Below are 19,294 nucleotides of genomic sequence, written 5' to 3'. Positions count from 1 at the left end.
TAAAATAAATGATATTCTGAACAAGAAGTAATAAATCCAACAACTAACTAATTTAAGAGATAGAAAAGGAGTATGCATAAATGACTGAGACACAGGGATTGCGTATTGCAGTTGTGGGAGCAACTGGAGCAGTAGGACAACAAATGATTTCAACACTCGAACAAAGGGACTTACCGATAAAGAAAATCATCTTTTTATCATCGGCTCGTTCCGCAGGAATCAAACTTACGTTTAAGGGCGAAGAAATCGAAGTTCAGGAAGCAAAACCTGAAAGCTTTGAAGGCATCGATATCGCTTTATTCAGTGCTGGAGGAAGCGTGTCTAAGGAATTGGCTCCAGAAGCAGTGAAACGCGGTGCGATAGTGGTGGATAATACGAGCGCTTTCCGCATGGATGAAAATGTGCCGCTAGTCGTTCCTGAAGTGAATGAAGAAGACTTGAAGCAGCATAATGGGATCATTGCAAACCCGAATTGTTCAACTATCCAAATGGTTGTGGCATTAGAGCCTATCCGCCAGACATATGGCTTATCAAAAATTGTTGTTTCTACCTACCAGGCTGTTTCTGGTGCAGGTGCAGCAGCGATAAATGAATTAAAGGAACAGGCTCGCGACTTGCTTGATGAAAAAGAAATCGATCCGAAAATATTACCGGTAAAAGGGGACGAAAAGCATTATCAAATCGCATTTAACGTCATTCCCCAAATCGATAAATTCCAAGATAATGGGTACACATTCGAAGAGATGAAAATGATTAATGAAACAAAGAAAATCATGCATATGCAAGACCTTCCAGTGGCTGCAACTTGCGTGAGGCTTCCTGTTGTAACAGGTCATTCGGAATCTGTATACATTGAAGTTGAAAAAGAAGGCATAGCGGCTTCCCAAATCAAGGATTTAATGAGAACGGCACCTGGCATAGTGTTGGAAGACGAACCGGAACAACAAGTTTACCCAACACCTGCTTCATCCGTCGGCAAGAATGATGTATTCGTCGGTCGAATTCGCAAAGATTTGGATGAAGATAAAGGCTTCCATTTATGGGTGGTTTCCGATAATCTATTAAAAGGTGCAGCTTGGAATTCCGTTCAAATTGCTGAAAGCCTTTTGAAATTAGGTTTGGTTACCGTTAAGTAATAATTTATTCTTAATGAACTCGACAGAAAAACAAATTCCAATAGGATAGAGAGTCTTTGTCAGCTTCCCGGATCGGGGAGCTGGCTTATATTTGGGGTGCATATTATGAAAATTATCGTCCAGAAATACGGTGGGACATCCGTTCGTGATGAGGAAAGCCGTTCATTTGCCAAGGGGCATATCGAAAAAGCGATTAAAGAAGGATATAAAGTGGTGGTTGTGGTTTCAGCAATGGGAAGAAAAGGGGATCCTTATGCAACGGATACCTTACTTTCCCTTGTAAATGGAACCAAAGCCAGCCTTTCAAAGCGAGAACAGGATTTACTTATGTCTGTCGGAGAAACTATATCATCTGTAGTATTTACTAACATGCTCTTGGAACATGGTATTGATGCGGTTGCTTATACTGGAGCTCAAGCAGGATTCATGACGAATAACGACTATTCCAGTGCGAAAATAATCGAAATGAAATGCGATCGCCTCATGAAAGAACTTGAGGTGAAGGATGTTGTCGTTGTAGCAGGTTTCCAGGGAGCTGCTAAAAATGGTGACATCACGACCATCGGCCGTGGTGGAAGTGATACTTCAGCAGCTGCATTAGGTGCCGCATTGCAAGCTGAACGGGTCGATATTTTTACGGATGTCGAAGGAATCATGACAGCAGATCCACGCATTGCAGATCAAGCTCGTCCATTATCAATCGTTTCATATACGGAAGTTTGCAACATGGCATATCAAGGGGCGAAGGTCATACATCCGAGAGCTGTTGAAATTGCGATGCAGGCAAAAGTCCCGATTCGGATAAGGTCAACATACAGCGAAGGTTTGGGAACCCTTGTTACAAGCATGAACAAGGGAAGCCAGGGCAGTGACATACGTGAAAGGCTTGTGACCGGGATTGCCCATGTACCAAAGATCACTCAAATCAAGGTCCGTGCGAAAAAAGATCAATATAATTTACAGGCTGAAGTTTTCAAAGCGATGGCCAATGCCTCCATTTCAGTTGACTTTATAAATATATATCCAAGTGGTGTAGTTTATACCGTATCGGAAGAGATGACAGAACTTGCCCTCTCGATTTTGGCCGAGCTTGGTCATGAACCGGTCATTGAAAGGAATTGTGCCAAGGTATCGGTAGTCGGTGCAGGCATCAATGGAGTACCTGGCGTGGCAGCGAAGATTGTCACGGCGCTTTCCGAAAAGGAAATTGCCATTCTCCAGTCAGCTGACAGCCATACGACAATTTGGGTACTCGTAAAAGAAGAAGATTTAATAGAAGCCGTTAATTCCCTGCACTATGCATTTCAATTGCATGAAGGGGAAGTCCAATAATCAGGTTTTTATTAAGTAAATGTTTTAAAAATTAAAGAGGTGTTAGATGATGATATTTGGTAGAGTATCAACCGCGATGGTCACCCCTTTCGATAGCAAGGGAAATATTGATTTTCAAAAGACGACTTCATTGGTTAATTACTTATTAACGAATGGGACCGATTCACTTGTGCTGTCGGGAACGACAGGGGAATCTCCAACTTTATCTTCGGAGGAGAAAATCGCGTTATTGCGTCATGTTTCTAAGGTTGTTGAAAAACGTGTGCCCATCATCATGGGTACAGGAAGCAACAATACGTATGCTTCCATCGAGTTGACAAAAAAGGCGGAACAAAATGGCGCCGATGCGATAATGCTGGTTGCCCCGTATTATAGTAAAACGAATCAAGAAGGTCTGTACCAGCATTTTAAGGCTATTGCAGCCAGTACGACGCTCCCTGTTATGATATATAATATCCCTGGGCGGGCTTCAGTTAATATTGAACCGGAAACGATCATCCGCCTTTCGAAAATTCCCAATATCGTAGCCGTTAAGGAAGCGAGCGGGGATTTAAATGCTATGACCCAAATCATAGCCGGCACGGATGAAGATTTTGCATTATATAGCGGGGACGATGCTTTAACACTACCGGTGTTGGCGATTGGTGGTGTGGGTGTAGTATCGGTTGCTTCACATATTGCTGGCAAGGAGTTGCAGAAAATAGTGGAGGCCTTCATCAGTGGGAACTTGAAAGAGGCAGCCCGGCTGCATCAGGAACTGTTACCGCTTATAAAAGGTTTGTTTGCAGCGCCAAGCCCTGCACCTGTCAAAACAGCTCTTCAGTTATATGGAATTGACGTTGGATCGGTCAGACTCCCAATCGTGCCATTGACGGAGCAGGAACGCCTGGCATTAACCAAGGTATTAAAAAAATAAAAAGACACGGAACAAGCTGATCGTTGAAGATTGGCTTGTTTTTACATAATGATGTATATGAACGGGATATACTTTCCGATTTCGGGATGATAGTATTTGAATTTTTTATAATCAATCGAAACTGGTAAAAGTACAAAGGATCTCTTACATAATAGGTTGTTTTTTTTTGAATTATATGAAAAAGTCCCTCTGAAAATGGTAAGTGTTGTCATGTTTTTTGAACATCGGTTATAATGAAATCATTGGGAAATTATGAACGGGATTTTTTAAGGAGGATATTCGATTGGGTAAAGATAAAAATAATGGAATAAAAGTGATTTCTCTTGGAGGACAAGGGGAGCTTGGTAAAAATATGTACGTCGTTGAGGTGAACGAGGACATCTATCTTCTTGATGCAGGATTAATGCTGCCGGAAGACGAAATGCTCGGAATCGATGCGGTCATCCCAGATATTTCTTATTTGATGGATAATAAGGAACGGGTGCAGGGGATATTCATTACCCATGGTCATGAAGACCATATGGGAGCGCTTGCTTATGTCTTGAAATATTTACCGGCTCCTGTTTATGGAACTAAGCTTACACTTGCTTTAATCAAAACGAAATTAAAGGAAGATGGCTTTAACGGCAGGGCAACTTTCACTGAAATCGATTCGGATTCCCTTTTAAGTTTCCCTCAAGCAGCCGTGTCCTTTTTCCGGACTAACCATAGCATTCCCGATTCTGTCGGAGTCGTGATCCATACTCGTGAAGGTGCAATCGTTTATACAGGGGATTTCAAATTCGACCAGGCAGCAACGGATCTATATAAACCGGAAATCGGTAAGATGGCCAGTATCGGTGAAGAAGGTGTCCTATGCCTGCTTTCGGATAGTACCGGTGCCGAGAGGCCAGGTTATACGACTTCAGAAGCAGTTGTGGCCAAAGATATAACAGAGGTTTTCCATGCTGCCTCCGGAAGGATCATCGTTGCGTGCTTCGCTTCGAACATCAACCGGATTCAACATGTTTTCAATGCAGCTGCAGCAAGTCGCAGAAAAGTGGCAGTTGTAGGAAAAAGCCTGCAACGCGTTTATGAAACAGCCTTGAATCTTGGCTACTTAAAGGTCGAAGAAGAGCTGATAATCCCGATTAATGAAATTGGCCAGTATGACGACCGTGAAATCGTCGTGTTATCGACAGGTCATCAGGGTGAACCCATTGCAGCACTTCAAAAAATGGCAAAGCAGACCCACAAGCAGGTAACGATCAAAAAGGGAGACACCGTTTTGATCAGTGCATCACCCCTGCAGGGCGGTGAACTTATTTTATCCAAAACCGTCGATTTGCTATACAGGGTTGGTGCTGAAGTGGTATCTGCCAATAAATATAAAGTGCACGTAACAGGGCATGGGAGCCAGGAAGAGCTAAAAATGATGATCAATTTGATGAATCCTAAATTCTTGATCCCTGTACATGGGGAATACCGCCATTTATATGCCCATCAAAAAGTTGGGGTTGCTGCGGGAATTAAGCGTGAAAACATCATAATTGCCGAAAAAGGGGATGTCATCGAACTAAAGGGCAATAAAATGGGGCTTTCCGGCAAAGTCTCTGCAGGAAATATCTTGATAGATGGCAGCGGTGTTGGAGATGTGGGTAATATCGTTCTTCGTGATCGGCGCTTGTTATCCCAAGATGGCATTTTGATTGTAGTCGTCACGTTGAACCGTCAGGATAAAAGCATTGCAGCAGGCCCTGAAATCATTTCAAGGGGCTTCGTATATGTTCGCGAATCAGAAAAAATGATTGCGGAAGCAACTGAAATAGTAAGTGAAATCGTAAAGAAAAATGGGTCGCGCCAGCCTTTTGATTGGTCCACGCTGAAGCAGGAAATGCGTGATGCACTAAACCAATTCTTCTATGAAAAAACGAAACGCCGCCCAATGATTTTACCGATCATAATGGAATATTAAGTAAGTAACCCCTGATTTGAACAGTCAGGGGTTCTTTTTTCTGACTCCATATCTTGAAGAATGAAGTCCGAGACTCGAGACATAATAAAGCTATAGGCTAAAAGAGAAAGGGGTTGGCATAGTGGATAATGCACCATTACCAAATGAAAATGAAGGCAAGCAGGAAGGTAAGAATTCAACTTTAATCGAAAAGATCCAGCAGCTGGGGGCTACTAATGTTCCGCAACTATCTCAAGACTCAAAAATCCATTGTTTGACGATCATTGGACAAATTGAAGGACATATGCAGCTGCCGCCTCAAAATAAAACGACCAAATATGAACATGTTATTCCGCAAATTGTGGCAATTGAACAAAATCCCAATATAGAGGGGCTGCTTGTCATATTAAATACGGTCGGAGGAGATGTCGAAGCGGGACTGGCAATCGCAGAAATGCTGGCTTCCCTATCAAAGCCATCCGTCTCGATTGTACTTGGGGGAGGGCACTCGATCGGTGTGCCGATTGCGGTTTCGTGTGACCATAGCTATATAGCAGAAACAGCAACGATGACGATTCATCCAATTCGTTTGACGGGGCTAGTCATTGGCGTGCCTCAAACCTTTGAATACTTGGATAAAATGCAGGAAAGAGTCATTAAATTTGTTACGCGGCACTCCAACGTTACGGAAGAGAGTTTTAAGGATTTAATGTTTGCCAAAGGAAACTTGACCCGTGATATCGGTACGAACGTTATCGGGGCCGAGGCAGTTGAAATCGGTATGATCGATGATGTAGGAGGAGTGGGCCAGGCCATGAGAAAACTAAATAGCTTCATGGAAGAAAGAAGGCCAAAAATTGCCGGGGAAGAGGAGGGGCTTTTGCAATGACGCTTTATACGATCGTTCCTGAAGAAATAATTTTTCCTCATCACCATGAGAAGACGGCGAATTTAATGGAAATGATCTACAATGGTGTACATGTTATGGTTGAACATGACGGTGGCCGCACGTTTCGCATTGATCGAATCGTCAGCACCGATCCTGAAGATTATATGAATGTACACATTCAGCCGGGAGCTGTCATAAATGTGTTTGAACATATGAACCATTAGTAAAAACGACTAACTGAGGTAAATTATGATATACTGGAATGAAAATCAGCAGCCGCTTGGCTGCTTTATTCATTATATGGGAAAAATGTCCTCCTAAAGAATGAATGATATATATATCAAGGACAGGGTCATATTTATTTGGTATAATCAGTAGCGAACGTTTGTTTCGTGAAGGGAAATCATGTAGTGATGTTGAATAGGAAAGTTAGAATAGTTTCATGAAGAATCAGGTGATCTTATGGCAAAGAAGAAACGCAGAAAAAAGAATAGTACAGAGAAGTTAAAACTAACGCTTAAATATGAATTGATTGGCCTCACCATAATAGGCTTGGCCATCATTGCCATTGCCAAGCTTGGAGCAGTGGGAAACGGGACGGTCTTTTTAATCCGCTTCTTCATGGGGGAATGGTATATCCTCTTTTTGTTGGGAGCAATTGCAGCTGGATTCTATTTGATGATAAAGAGAGAGGTCCCGTACCTGTTGAAACGGCAATTGGTCGGGATGTATTTCCTTGTTGCGAGCATGCTCCTGCTAAGTCATGTGACCCTGTTTAACATGCTTGCAGATGGAGGGCCGTTTACGAAGCCCAGCGTCATTTCGAATACATGGGAACTTTTCTGGATGGAAGTGACCGGCAAGGCCAGCTCAAAGGACCTTGGGGGCGGTATGATTGGAGCGATATTATTTGCAGCTTCATACTTTCTATTCGACGAAGCTGGATCGAAAATCGTTTCATTCCTCTTTATCATTGTAGGTGCCGTCCTATTGACCGGGAAAACGTTAGGTGAAACCCTCGGGAAGTTTTTCAGGGGTCTTGGCGGCTTTTTCAAAAAGCAATGGTCCGCATTCAGAGATGATGTGAAAACGTGGAATGAAGACAAAAAAGAAAAGAAAAAGAATCCCGTGAAAAAGAAGAAACGGCAAAACGAACCGGTGGAAGAAACGGATCAGACCCCTCTAGAAGAGGAAACACAGGAAATGGCGACGGAACGGATCATTTCCAGCTTTGCTGATAAAGCCTATAGCGACGAAAACGAAATAATTCCCGTTGTTACGGAGCCTGCAGCTGAAAATGCAGGGGACCAGGATGATGCCGTTCCACCTATGAATTTTACGGAAGTGGAGAATAAAGAATATCTTTTACCGCCTCTTTCTTTGTTATTGCAGCCTAAAAAAACCGACCAAAGCGGAGAGTACCAATTGATTCATGATAATGCGGCAAAACTTGAGCGCACCTTTCATAGCTTTGGGGTGAAAGCGAGGGTCACTCAAGTTCATTTAGGCCCTGCCGTAACCAAATACGAAGTACATCCTGATGTAGGGGTGAAGGTAAGTAAAATTGTCAGCCTATCCGATGACTTGGCCCTTGCACTTGCCGCAAAGGATATTAGGATCGAAGCGCCGATTCCCGGAAAATCGGCAATCGGAATAGAAGTGCCTAACTCCGAAGTGGCGATGGTGTCATTAAGGGAAGTTTTAGAGGCCAAAGAAGTTGACAAGCCTGACGCAAAACTGCAAATAGGCCTAGGGCGGAATATTTCCGGTGAAGCGGTTAAGGCGGAGCTCAATAAAATGCCGCATTTACTAGTGGCTGGTGCTACGGGCAGCGGGAAATCCGTTTGTATCAATGGGATTATCACGAGTATTCTGATGCGGGCAAAACCGCATGAAGTGAAAATGATGATGATCGATCCAAAAATGGTCGAGTTGAATGTCTATAATGGAATTCCCCACTTACTCGCACCTGTAGTGACCAATCCAAAGAAAGCTGCACAGGCTTTGCAAAAAGTGGTCAGTGAAATGGAAAGGCGCTATGAGCTATTTTCTCATTCCGGTACGCGAAATATTGAAGGCTACAATGATTACATTAACCGGTATAACATTGAAGAAGACGCCAAACAACCGCTCTTGCCTTATATCGTAGTCATTGTCGATGAGCTGGCAGATTTGATGATGGTCGCTTCTAACGATGTAGAGGATGCCATCACAAGGCTTGCACAAATGGCTCGTGCTGCTGGCATCCACTTGATAATCGCGACTCAGCGGCCATCCGTAGATGTAATTACAGGGGTCATTAAAGCGAACATCCCATCTCGGATTGCTTTTAGTGTTTCATCAATGACCGATTCGAGAACGATCCTCGACATGGGCGGGGCCGAAAAACTGTTAGGCCGGGGTGACATGCTCTTTCTGCCTTCAGGAGCTTCAAAACCGGTCCGCGTCCAAGGGGCCTTTTTATCCGACAATGAAGTCGAGGAAGTTGTCACATATGTCATTTCACAGCAAAAAGCACAATACAACGAAGAAATGATACCCGATGAAATTGCAGAAACCTCAAATGGTGAAGTCGAAGATGATTTATATGGGGATGCGGTATCCTTGATCGTAGAAATGCAGACTGCATCTGTTTCCATGCTGCAGCGCCGTTTCCGGATTGGCTATACCCGGGCAGCCAGATTGATTGATGAAATGGAAGCGAGGGGAATTGTCGGTCCATATGAAGGCAGTAAACCCCGAAATGTATTGGTTACAAAAGATGAACAAGATGAAGCTCATTCATCATAGGTAAAGAAAAAACCGGGCAGCGGCCCGGTTTTTTAATTATTCATCGCCTCGTCTAAATGTTTAAGGCAGAAGTCGGTAATCATCGCTTCTTCATCTTCTTCTAAATCGAATTCGAGTGCGCCTTCGCTCCCTTTTTCAAAAATATCATATTTAATCAATTTGCCTTTTTGTTCCTCCAAAGCAAAAAGCACCCGGATATATAAACCATTTTCTGAAAAGAGCTCATCCTCTTCAGGCACTTCAATATCCAAGAACAACTCGTAACGTTCCCCGGACAAAATACCAAATGGATCATTCAATTTTTCGATTGTGTATTCTGTAATCTTTAACATCTTGTGTACATCCCTTCAAAGAAGATAAATCCTATTATACAGGAAAAAAGCATCTTGAACATAGCTGGATGCATCTAGCCTTTTACTTTAAGATTTATCTGATTTAGGAGAATAATCGTACAAATTCTGCAGCCACATCTAGATTGAAAGACACAGGGAAGGGTAATTTCTCCTAAATTCTTTTAAAGTAAATAGTAAAACACTATTTATTTATATTAAAAAAAATGTTATATTATTTTCGATTAGTAGGAATGATTCAACATCAGAGGTCTGATGTCTTAAGAAATTAGCTGGGGGAAACTGTATGTCAATAAAATCAGATAGTCGACATTTATATTTGCAGGTCATTGATTACCTGAAGCAGGATATTGAAGCTGGAGTCTATCAGGAAAATGAAAAATTCCCTTCAGAATTCGATCTTGCGAAAAAATTGGGAGTTAGTAGGGCGACACTTCGAGAAGCGCTGCGAATTTTGGAAGAAGAAAACATTATCATTCGCCGCCATGGAGTTGGGACTTTCGTCAATCCGAAACCTCGGTTCACCTCAGGTATCGAGCAATTAAAAAGTGTCACGAACATGATTGAAGAGGCAGGGATGAAGCCGGGTACGATTTTCTTAAGCTCGACGGCCCAAGAACCTACAGAAGAGGATATACGCAGGTTTTCTTGTTCTACAGACGAACGCATCGTCAGCATCGAACGAGTAAGGACTGCGAACGGGGAGCCAGTCGTCTACTGTATTGACAAAATTCCTGAATCTATTCTTTCAGAAAATTTTGACCGTAATGATGAGTCTCTTTTTGATATTTTGGAAAGAGATGCGCATCGGAAAATTACGCATGCCGTAGCGGAGATTGAGCCTATTGGATATCATGAGAAAGTTTCTCCAATCCTTAAATGCTCGCCAGAAGCCGCGCTACTCGTTTTAAAGCAGATGCATCTGGATGATTGGGACCAGCCTATCCTGTATTCTGTTAACTACTTTAAAGCCAATATGTTCAGCTTTCATGTTCTTCGTAAACGTGTGTAGGCCTTGACTCTGCATACGGATGAATGCAAGCGATTGTTTCGATTCCAAAAAAGTCGATCAAACGTATGCAAAAAAAATTAACGAGAAGTGAAAACGCAAACATAAATGACTTTTCAGAACATTTCTGCTCAAAAAACTATGTAAATTAGGGGGATAAAAATTGAAAAAGCGCAAATTAGGACTAGCTCTTTCACTTGTTCTTGCAGCAGGTACGCTACTGGGAGCATGTGGTAATTCAGAGAATGATGATAAAGAATCTTCAAATGGGAAAAACAAAGATAACTTCACTGTTGCGATGGTAACTGATACTGGCGGCGTGGATGACGAGTCGTTCAACCAATCAGCTTGGAAGGGAATTCAGGAATTCGGTAAGGATAATGGTCTGGAAAAAGGTAAAGATGGCTATAACTACCTGCAATCTAAATCTGATGCCGATTACGCTAAGAACCTGAATACGCTTGTACGTGAAGATTACCAACTAATCTATGGTATCGGTTTTCTTTTAGCGGAAGCTGTTGGTGAAGTGGCTGACCAACGTCCGGATTCACACTTTGCCATCGTGGATACAGTTGTTGACAAAAAGAATGTAGCCAGCATTAATTTTAAAGAGCAGCAAGGTTCTTTCCTGGTAGGTGTAATTGCCGGAATGCAAACGAAAACAAACAAAGTCGGTTTTATCGGCGGAGTTGAATCTGAGTTAATCAAGAAATTCGAAGTTGGGTTTAAGGCTGGGGTTTTATCTGTAAATCCGGATGCAAAAGTTGAAGTTAAATATGCCGGAGATTTCAATAAAGCTGATATCGGTAAATCAACTGCAGGCTCCATGTATTCTTCAGGTGTCGATATCATTTATCATGCTGCTGGCGGAACTGGTAAAGGTGTATTCACTGAAGCAGTAGAGCAAAAGCAAAAAGATCCTAAGAGAGAAATCTATGTTATCGGTGTAGATAGCGACCAAGCTAAATTGGGGGCAGTTCCTGGAACTGACGACAACATCACTCTGACTTCCATGTTAAAACGTGTTGACGTGGCAGTTAAAGACCTTTCCGAGAAAGCGAAAGAAGGAAACTTCCCAGGCGGAAAAGTAATTGAGTACGGTATCGAAGAAAATGGTGTAGGCATTTCCGAAACAAAAGATAACGTAACAGAAGAATCTTTAAAAGCGGTCGAAGAATGGACAGAAAAAATTAAATCAGGTGAATTCGTCGTTCCGGGTACGGATGAAGAATTCGAAAAACTTGATTTATAAGCTGTAATGCCAGAAAGAATAGGGAGGCAGAAATGCCCTCTATTCTTTCTTTTCCCAATCACGCTTTGCCTTAAAAATATCGAATGAAAAACTATGAAAGAATCGTAGTTTTTCATTTGGTTTTTTAAAAAAAATCAATAAGCTAGTAAAGCAATGAATGATTAAAGAATATTTACACTCATTTTAGGAGTTGATAATACGTGGAATATGTAATTGAGATGCTTAATATCCGTAAGGAATTCCCCGGCATCGTCGCAAATGATAACGTTACACTTCAGGTTAAAAAAGGGGAGATTCACGCATTATTAGGTGAAAATGGCGCGGGTAAATCCACTTTGATGAATGTTTTATTCGGTTTATACCAGCCTGAGCAGGGAGAAATCCGTGTCAATGGGAAGCCAGTCAAGATTACCAGTCCCAACATTGCCAATGATTTAGGGATTGGGATGGTCCATCAGCATTTTATGCTCGTTGACCCTTTTACAGTAACGGAAAATATCATTTTAGGAAAAGAACCATCCAAAGCGGGTAAGATCGATTTAAAAGAAGCGAGCGAGGAAGTTAGGAAACTATCAGAACAATATCAGCTTCGTGTTGACCCCTATGCGAAAATTGCCGGTATTTCAATAGGGATGCAGCAGCGTGTCGAGATTCTTAAGACGCTTTACCGTGGTGCGGAAATATTGATTTTTGATGAACCGACCGCTGTATTGACTCCTCAAGAAATCAAGGAATTGATTTATATTATGAAAGCCCTTATCAAAGAGGGTAAATCTATCATTTTAATCACACACAAACTTAAGGAAATCATGGAGGTTTGTGACCGGGTAACGGTTATCCGCAAAGGGCAAGGAATTGGTACAGTGAACGTCAACGAAACGAACCCTAACGAATTGGCGAGTTTGATGGTCGGTAGGGAAGTTCTATTCAAGACGGAAAAAACGGCCGCTACTCCTTCGGATGTAGTTCTCGAGGTTCAGGAACTGGAAGTCAAGGATTCCCGGGGCGTTTCAGCTGTTCGGAACTTGGATTTAACAGTCCGTGCAGGAGAAATTGTCGGTATTGCCGGTGTAGATGGAAACGGTCAATCAGAACTGATTGAGGCATTGGCTGGCCTAAGGAAGACAACAGCTGGTTCGATAATGCTAAATGGAAAAGAAATCAGGAATCTGAAGCCGCGTAAAATCACTGAAGCAGGTGTCGGCCATATTCCAGAAGACAGGCATAAGCATGGCTTGGTTCTCGATTACAGCATTGGGGAAAATATTGTCTTGCAAACCTACTATCAAAGGCCTTTCTCAAAAGCCGGTATTTTGAACTCAAAGAAAATATTTGAAAAAGCCCGTTCATTGATCAAAAGCTATGATGTTCGGACTCCGAGTGAATATACCCCGGCAAGGGCTCTTTCTGGCGGGAATCAGCAAAAAGCGATCATCGGCCGGGAAGTTGATAGGAACCCGGATTTATTGATTGCCGCACAGCCAACACGCGGGCTTGATGTAGGAGCGATCGAGTTTATCCATAAACGGCTCATTGAACAGCGTGATGCAGGAAAAGCGGTACTTCTCATTTCATTTGAATTGGAAGAAATCATGAATGTGAGCGATAGGATTGCCGTTATATACGAAGGGGAAATCGTCGCAATTGTCAATCCGAAAGAAACGACTGAACAGGAGCTAGGCCTTCTAATGGCCGGCAGTAAACGGACGGAAGCAGGTGGAAAACAAAATGTCTAAGTATTTATCTAAATTAACGAGTCCGTTAATAGCAGTTATCCTCGGCTTAGTCGTTGGGGCCATAATCATGTTAGTAAGCGGCTATGACCCAGTTGCCGGCTATGGCTCCATGGTAAATGGGATTTTTGGGGATTCTTATTATGTAGGGGAATCCGTCAGGACAATCATCCCTTATATCCTTGCCGGTTTGGCAGTGGCTTTTGCTTTTCGCACGGGCCTTTTCAATATCGGTGTGGAAGGGCAATTGATTGTAGGCTGGCTGGCGGCAGTTTGGGTCGGAATCGCTTTTGATCTTCCAAGGATCATCCATTTGCCATTGGCCATCTTAGTTGGTGCAGCTGCCGGGGCATTGTGGGCATTTATCCCTGGTTATTTAAAAGCTAAGTTCCGTGTACATGAAGTAATCGTTTCTATCATGTTGAATTATACAGCTTTATATGTGACGAATTATTTAATTAGGAATGTAATGACTGACAAGCTGGATAAAACAGAAAGAATTGCTGATACAGCATCTCTGCGGTCTCCTTTTTTTGAAAGCATTACGGATTTTTCCCGGATGCATTGGGGAATAGTGGTAGCGATTATTTGCGTAATCATCATGTGGTTCCTGCTTGAAAGGACCAAAACCGGCTTTGAACTGAAAGCGGTAGGTTTCAATCAGCACGCGTCCGAGTATGCAGGGATGAGTGTCAATAAGAACATCATACTTTCCATGGTTATTTCAGGTGCTTTTGCAGGACTTGCGGGTGCGATGGAAGGTCTTGGAACTTTCGGTTATGCCGCAGTCAAAGGCGGGTTCACAGGTATGGGCTTTGATGGGATTGCAGTAGCCTTATTAGGGGCGAATACAGCTATTGGTGTTGTGCTTGCAGCCTTATTATTTGGGGGACTGAAAGCCGGGGCCTTAAATATGCCGCTAGAAACCGGAATACCTAGTGAAATTGTGGATATTGTCATAGCATTGATCATTTTCTTCGTCGCTTCCAGTTATTTTATTCGTTGGATTGCCGCTCGATTTAAGAAAGGGGTGAAATAAGTGGATTTTTACCAAGTATTACAAATTATTATTCCATCTATGATAGCTCTAGCTGCTCCACTTATTTTTACTTCACTCGGAGGAGTGTTTTCTGAACGGGCTGGTGTCATAAACATCGGTTTAGAAGGTTTGATGGTCATTGGTGCCTTTACAGGGATTGTTTTTAACTTAATGTTTGCTGATGTATTTGGTGAATGGACTCCTTGGCTTGCCGTCTTAGCGGCTATGATTGCCGGCTTGCTGTTTTCCATTCTGCACGCTGTGGCATGCATTACGTTCAGGGCGGACCAAACGGTTAGTGGGGTAGCCATCAACTTGTTGGCAGTTGGTCTGACCATGTTCTTGGTGAAGCTGATTTTTGACAAAGGTCAAACTGATAGAATCACAGAAACATTCCCAAGGATTGATGTTCCGTTACTAAGTGATATTCCATTTATTGGACCCATCTTTTTCGCAAATGGTTATTACATCGTATATATAGCGATTCTCATATCTTTTGTCGTTTGGTATGTACTTTATAAAACACCATTCGGGTTAAGGATCCGTGCCGTGGGTGAGCATCCAATGGCTGCTGATACGATGGGTGTCAATGTTACGAAAATCCGATATGCCGCCGTTTTATTATCAGGTGCTTTTGGGGGTATCGGCGGAGCGATTTATGCTACCATCTTTTCAAATGAATTCAATCATGCGACAATTAATGGTCAAGGTTTCATGGCCATTGCCGCCATGATTTTTGGTAAGTGGCACCCAATCGGGGCAATGGGAGCAGCTTTATTCTTTGGTTTGGCTCAAAGTTTGAGTATCGTTGGCTCGAGCCTTCCCTTCTTCAAGGATATTCCATCAGTTTACCTCTTGATCGCTCCATATGTTCTGACGATCATTGCGCTAACTGGTTTCATTGGACGTGCAGATGCTCCTAAAGCATCCGGACAGCCATACATCAAAGGAAAAAGATAAGTGTCTAACCGGTCAGCAAACTGTGCTGTCCGGTTTTTTTCTTTTGAGGTTGAGCCATAAGTGATGGTGAGCTGGTGAAAAACGAAAAAAAGTAGCTGTAACTTGCATGATTTTTCCTTTCACATGTATATTTTAAGTAGATGTTTAAAAGGGTTCCAATCTACAAACAATAAGCTAATAAAGGTGATTTATATAATGAGGAGGATTATTCATGTCTATTGCTTCCGATACAATTACGGAAAAAAGCGGCTACAAGCTTCATGTGGTCCGGACGGATAAATATAAAACGAATACTCTCGTGCTGAAGATGAAAGCCCCTTTGACGAAAGAGGACGTTACATATCGTGCATTGCTGCCATATGTGTTACAAAGCAATACAAGTAAATATCCTACAACACCCGAGCTTCGATCTTATCTTGATGATTTATATGGAGCAGGGTTTTATGTCGATGTAGCTAAAAAAGGAGAATATCAAATCATAAGTTTTACGATTGATATCGTAAATGAAAAATTCCTTAGTGATTCAACCCCGCTTCTTGAAAAGGCTTTTGGGCTATTATCAGAGGTGATCTTCAATCCGAAGAAAAACGGCGAAGCCTTTGACTCTAAAACGGTTTCCAATGAAATCCGTTCCTTAAAACAGCGGATTCAATCCATTTCCGATGACAAAATGCGATATTCAGCTACACGTCTAGTAGAGGAAATGTGCAAAAACGAACCATATGCTTTAGAAGCGAGCGGTAATCTTCAAGACTTGGAAACGATAACTCCAGAGTCCCTATTCGCCTACTATAAAAAAATGCTGTCGGAAGATGAAATCGATTTATATGTAATCGGCGACATCGATGGATCGGAAGTGGAGGCGCTGGCTGACAAGTATGTGTCGTTGCAAGAACGTAAGCCTGTTAGACTGCCAAGGGAGACGGGCAAGTCAGTGGAGAAGGAAAAAGAAATCATCGAGAATTCGGATGTGAAACAAGGGAAATTGAATATCGGTTATCGAACCCAAGTTGCATACGGTGATCCGGATTATTATGCTCTTCAGCTATTCAATGGGATTTTTGGTGGCTTTTCACATTCAAAACTTTTCATTAATGTCAGGGAGAAAGCCAGCCTTGCTTATTATGCAGCTTCAAGGCTTGAAAGTCATAAAGGTCTATTGATGGTCATGGCCGGCATTGAAAATGCCAACTACAAGCAGGCATTGGATATCATTCATGCACAAATGAAGGAAATGAAGCAAGGGAACTTTTCCGATGAAGAACTGGCACAGACAAAGGCGGTCGTTAAGAACCAGCTCCTTGAAACCATTGACGTTTCGAGAGGGCTTGTGGAAATTTTATATCATAATGTGATTTCCGGGCAGGATATATCACTCGACGAGTGGTTTGCAAAAACAGAGCGGACGACAAAGGAAGAAATCATTGCAGTCGGTCAAAAGATCCAGCTTGATACGATTTATTTCCTAACGGAAGCGGAGGTGCAAGGGTAATGGAAAAAATAGCATTCACTCAATTGAAAGAAGAGCTTTTCCATGAAAAAATGGATAATGGTCTCGAAGTATATATTCTTCCGAAAAGCGGGTTCAATAAATCATTTGCGACTTTCACGACGAATTATGGTTCAATCGACAACCATTTCAAACCATTGAATGAAACGGAATTCTCAAAAGTACCAGATGGGATTGCCCATTTTCTTGAACATAAGCTATTTGAAAAGGAAGATGGTGATGTTTTTCAGCAATTTTCAAAGCAGGGAGCATCTGCAAATGCCTTTACCTCTTTCACCCGTACAGCTTATTTATTTTCCAGCACGTCTGATTTCGAGAGGAATCTAACTACCTTAATTGACTTTGTCCAGGATCCTTACTTTTCGGAAAAGACGGTAGAGAAGGAAAAAGGAATCATTGGGCAGGAAATCAACATGTATGATGATAATTCAGACTGGCGGTTATATTTCGGGACGATTGCCAATATGTATCATCAGCATCCAGTGAAAATCGATATTGCCGGTACTGTGGAATCGATTGCAGGTATTACGAAAGATATGCTTTATGAATGTTATAATACGTTTTACCATCCTAGCAACATGCTCCTATTCGTTGTAGGACCGGTAGATGTCGAAAGTACCATGAAACTGATTCGGGATAACCAAAATGATAAAGGCTACAACGAACAACCAGCAGTGGAACGTAAATTTGACGAAGAGCCGGAAATCGTTGCCAAGGATAAAGAAGTCTTAAGGATGAATGTCCAGACACCAAAAGTGATGCTGGGGATCAAGGCCATCAATGTAAACCAATCCGGTTTACAGCTTTTGAAAAGGGAATTGGCGACCAGTATTTATTTGGAAATGCTGTTTGGCAAGAGTTCGCCTTTGCATGAGGAGCTGTATGAGGAAGGGTTGATCGATCAAAGCTTCTCATATGATTACACACAGGAACAAGGTTTTGGGTTTGCGTTAATTGGCGGGGACAGCGCCAAACCTGATGAGTTGATGGAGTCTTTATTCGGTATCCTGCAAAAATCAAAAGCCGGTACCGGCCTGAATGAAGAAAGCCTGCAAAGGACAATCAAGAAAAAAATCGGTTCCTTCCTTCGTTCCTTGAATTCGCCGGAATATATAGCGAATCAATTCACCAGATATGCATTCAATGATATGAACTTGTTCGATGTTGTACCAGTATTGGAAAAACTAACCATCGAAGATATCAGCGAGGTCGCCAAGGACTTAATATCCGATGAACGGATGACAGTCTGTCAGGTACTTCCGAAATAATATAAAGGGGGCGTGAAAGTGGGGAAACGTTTTGCCCTTATTACAGGAGCCAGTGGAGGAATCGGCAGGGAAATCGCTATAAAGCTCGCCGAGGAGAATTACTCACTTTATTTACATTATAACAACAATGAAGAAGCCATACTTGCCCTGATTGAAGAACTGAAGCCTCATCAAGTCGAACTTATTCCGATACAAGCGGATTTGGCTGCACCGGACGGCTACAAGAAATTGGCGGAAAATATTTTTGCCCTCCATGCAATCGTCCTTAATAGTGGCAATAGCTATTACGGGCTTATATCTGACATGGATGAGACTATCGTTACTGAAATGGTTCAGCTGCATGTAACGAGCCCTTTCCAATTAACAAAGGAACTGCTTCCGAAGCTTATGTACCAAGAACAGGCTGCAATCGTTGCCGTCACATCGATTTGGGGGCAGACAGGTGCATCGTGTGAAGTTTTATATTCAATGGTCAAAGGCAGCCAAAATGCATTTATCAAGGCGCTTAGCAAAGAAGTATCGCTTAATGGAATCCGGGTGAATGCCGTTGCCCCGGGTGCGATTTCCACTTCCATGCTCGAATCTTTCAGTGCAGAAGATCTGGAAATCATCAAAGCCGATATCCCGATGGGCAGGATGGGGCATTCCAAAGAAGTCGCAGAGGCCGTATACTATTTGCTTTCCGACAAGTCGTCCTATATAACCGGGCAAATTTTAGGCGTAAATGGCGGATGGTACACATGATTTTTTTAAAGACATGTATAATTTCCTCGGTTCCTTCACAAAATATCTTTGTACTATTTTGAAGGAAAGGGTGACCATTCATGTCTGTACTGGACAATTGGGATCAATGGAAAAACTTTTTAGGCGACAGATTACATCAAGGTGAACAACAAGGCTTGTCAGGAGACGCTGTTAACAACTTGGCTTTCGAAATCGGTGATTACCTAGCTAATCAGGTTGAGCCCCAGAATGATCAAGAGAAAGTGCTTGCTGATCTTTGGTCAGTGGCAAGCGATCAAGAAAAACATGCCATGGCAAGTGTCATGGTCAAGTTAGTCGAGAACAATGGAACGAAGTAAAATATGAATCCAAAAGGCCCTGTTATTAATTAACAGGGCCTTTTGGATTCAAGGGGGATGACTATTTGTTCTCTTATATAAAAATGAATACTTTT

The 19,294-nt window shown here is 42.3% G+C and carries 17 protein-coding genes; 16 read left to right on the top strand and 1 reads right to left on the bottom strand.

Annotated features, from left to right (window positions below; genetic code table 11):
- The first annotated feature begins 80 nt into the window (after positions 1-80).
- From asd to J7I90_RS03810, 7 genes are all read left to right on the top strand, one after another.
- Positions 81-1,136 carry an aspartate-semialdehyde dehydrogenase gene (gene asd / locus J7I90_RS03840; protein WP_053534389.1) on the top strand — a complete coding sequence of 352 codons (1,056 nt, stop codon included), beginning with the start codon at positions 81-83 and terminating at the stop codon, positions 1,134-1,136.
- Between the two features lie 105 nt (positions 1,137-1,241).
- On the top strand, positions 1,242-2,468 hold the full coding sequence (gene dapG, locus J7I90_RS03835; protein WP_214768493.1) for an aspartate kinase: 1,227 nt from the start codon (positions 1,242-1,244) through the stop codon (positions 2,466-2,468).
- Positions 2,469-2,514: 46 nt separating this feature from the next.
- Positions 2,515-3,384: a 4-hydroxy-tetrahydrodipicolinate synthase gene (gene dapA / locus J7I90_RS03830; protein WP_214768492.1), complete on the top strand. Its 870-nt coding sequence runs from the start codon at positions 2,515-2,517 to the stop codon at positions 3,382-3,384.
- Between the two features lie 283 nt (positions 3,385-3,667).
- Positions 3,668-5,338, top strand: a complete 1,671-nt coding sequence (locus J7I90_RS03825) for a ribonuclease J (RefSeq protein WP_095391610.1) — start codon at positions 3,668-3,670, stop codon at positions 5,336-5,338.
- Positions 5,339-5,522: 184 nt separating this feature from the next.
- Positions 5,523-6,206: a ClpP family protease gene (locus tag J7I90_RS03820; protein ID WP_396020081.1), complete on the top strand. Its 684-nt coding sequence runs from the start codon at positions 5,523-5,525 to the stop codon at positions 6,204-6,206.
- The gene (locus J7I90_RS03815; protein ID WP_214768491.1) at positions 6,203-6,430 is read left to right on the top strand and encodes a YlzJ-like family protein; all 228 of its coding nucleotides are present in this window, start codon (positions 6,203-6,205) and stop codon (positions 6,428-6,430) included. Before J7I90_RS03820 ends, J7I90_RS03815 begins: the two co-directional genes overlap by 4 nt.
- Positions 6,431-6,668: 238 nt before the next feature.
- Positions 6,669-8,996, top strand: a complete 2,328-nt coding sequence (locus tag J7I90_RS03810; RefSeq protein WP_214768490.1) for a DNA translocase FtsK — start codon at positions 6,669-6,671, stop codon at positions 8,994-8,996.
- Between the two features lie 32 nt (positions 8,997-9,028).
- On the opposite strand, the gene J7I90_RS03805 is transcribed toward J7I90_RS03810, so the two are convergent.
- A complete protein-coding gene (locus tag J7I90_RS03805; RefSeq protein WP_214768489.1) occupies positions 9,029-9,328 on the bottom strand; it encodes a DUF6509 family protein in 300 nt (99 codons plus the stop codon).
- A 304-nt stretch (positions 9,329-9,632) separates the two neighbouring features.
- On the opposite strand from J7I90_RS03805, the gene J7I90_RS03800 reads away from it, so the two are divergent.
- The 9 genes from J7I90_RS03800 (at position 9,633) to J7I90_RS03760 (ending at position 19,199) form a co-directional block, all read left to right on the top strand.
- Positions 9,633-10,358, top strand: a complete 726-nt coding sequence (locus tag J7I90_RS03800; protein WP_034313556.1) for a GntR family transcriptional regulator — start codon at positions 9,633-9,635, stop codon at positions 10,356-10,358.
- A 160-nt stretch (positions 10,359-10,518) separates the two neighbouring features.
- A complete protein-coding gene (locus tag J7I90_RS03795; protein ID WP_214768488.1) occupies positions 10,519-11,607 on the top strand; it encodes a BMP family lipoprotein in 1,089 nt (362 codons plus the stop codon).
- Between the two features lie 200 nt (positions 11,608-11,807).
- Complete coding sequence (locus tag J7I90_RS03790; RefSeq protein WP_214768487.1) at positions 11,808-13,343, top strand: ABC transporter ATP-binding protein; 1,536 nt, start codon at positions 11,808-11,810, stop codon at positions 13,341-13,343.
- Positions 13,336-14,379, top strand: a complete 1,044-nt coding sequence (locus J7I90_RS03785) for an ABC transporter permease (protein WP_214768486.1) — start codon at positions 13,336-13,338, stop codon at positions 14,377-14,379. The genes J7I90_RS03790 and J7I90_RS03785 overlap by 8 nt, the downstream gene beginning before the upstream one ends.
- Positions 14,380-15,339, top strand: a complete 960-nt coding sequence (locus tag J7I90_RS03780; RefSeq protein ID WP_094246576.1) for an ABC transporter permease — start codon at positions 14,380-14,382, stop codon at positions 15,337-15,339.
- A 211-nt stretch (positions 15,340-15,550) separates the two neighbouring features.
- On the top strand, positions 15,551-16,831 hold the full coding sequence (yfmF, locus tag J7I90_RS03775) for an EF-P 5-aminopentanol modification-associated protein YfmF (RefSeq protein ID WP_214768485.1): 1,281 nt from the start codon (positions 15,551-15,553) through the stop codon (positions 16,829-16,831).
- Entirely contained in the window at positions 16,831-18,117 is a 1,287-nt protein-coding gene (gene yfmH / locus J7I90_RS03770) for an EF-P 5-aminopentanol modification-associated protein YfmH (RefSeq protein ID WP_214768484.1), read from the top strand. Before yfmF ends, yfmH begins: the two co-directional genes overlap by 1 nt.
- Positions 18,118-18,135: 18 nt before the next feature.
- Positions 18,136-18,861: an elongation factor P 5-aminopentanone reductase gene (gene ymfI / locus J7I90_RS03765; protein WP_214768483.1), complete on the top strand. Its 726-nt coding sequence runs from the start codon at positions 18,136-18,138 to the stop codon at positions 18,859-18,861.
- A gap of 80 nt (positions 18,862-18,941) precedes the next feature.
- The gene (locus J7I90_RS03760) at positions 18,942-19,199 is read left to right on the top strand and encodes a DUF3243 domain-containing protein (RefSeq protein WP_214768482.1); all 258 of its coding nucleotides are present in this window, start codon (positions 18,942-18,944) and stop codon (positions 19,197-19,199) included.
- The last annotated feature ends 95 nt before the right edge of the window (positions 19,200-19,294 follow it).

It is taken from the genome of Bacillus sp. ISL-57, from assembly GCF_018613135.1.
Taxonomy (GTDB): Bacteria; Bacillota; Bacilli; order Bacillales; family DSM-1321; genus Peribacillus; species Peribacillus frigoritolerans.
The sequence above is the reverse complement of the archived record's forward strand: the minus strand, read 5'-3'. Positions and strand labels throughout refer to the sequence as shown.

Bases quoted from the DNA above. Each gene is read 5' to 3' on its own strand.
- asd (WP_053534389.1), top strand. From the start codon at position 81: ATGACTGAGACACAGGGATTGCGTATTGCAGTTGTGGGAGCAACTGGA.
- dapG (WP_214768493.1), top strand. From the start codon at position 1,242: ATGAAAATTATCGTCCAGAAATACGGTGGGACATCCGTTCGTGATGAG.
- dapA (WP_214768492.1), top strand. From the start codon at position 2,515: ATGATGATATTTGGTAGAGTATCAACCGCGATGGTCACCCCTTTCGAT.
- J7I90_RS03815 (WP_214768491.1), top strand. From the start codon at position 6,203: ATGACGCTTTATACGATCGTTCCTGAAGAAATAATTTTTCCTCATCAC.
- J7I90_RS03810 (WP_214768490.1), top strand. From the start codon at position 6,669: ATGGCAAAGAAGAAACGCAGAAAAAAGAATAGTACAGAGAAGTTAAAA.
- J7I90_RS03805 (WP_214768489.1), bottom strand. From the start codon at position 9,328: ATGTTAAAGATTACAGAATACACAATCGAAAAATTGAATGATCCATTT.
- J7I90_RS03800 (WP_034313556.1), top strand. From the start codon at position 9,633: ATGTCAATAAAATCAGATAGTCGACATTTATATTTGCAGGTCATTGAT.
- J7I90_RS03785 (WP_214768486.1), top strand. From the start codon at position 13,336: ATGTCTAAGTATTTATCTAAATTAACGAGTCCGTTAATAGCAGTTATC.
- yfmF (WP_214768485.1), top strand. From the start codon at position 15,551: ATGTCTATTGCTTCCGATACAATTACGGAAAAAAGCGGCTACAAGCTT.
- yfmH (WP_214768484.1), top strand. From the start codon at position 16,831: ATGGAAAAAATAGCATTCACTCAATTGAAAGAAGAGCTTTTCCATGAA.
- J7I90_RS03760 (WP_214768482.1), top strand. From the start codon at position 18,942: ATGTCTGTACTGGACAATTGGGATCAATGGAAAAACTTTTTAGGCGAC.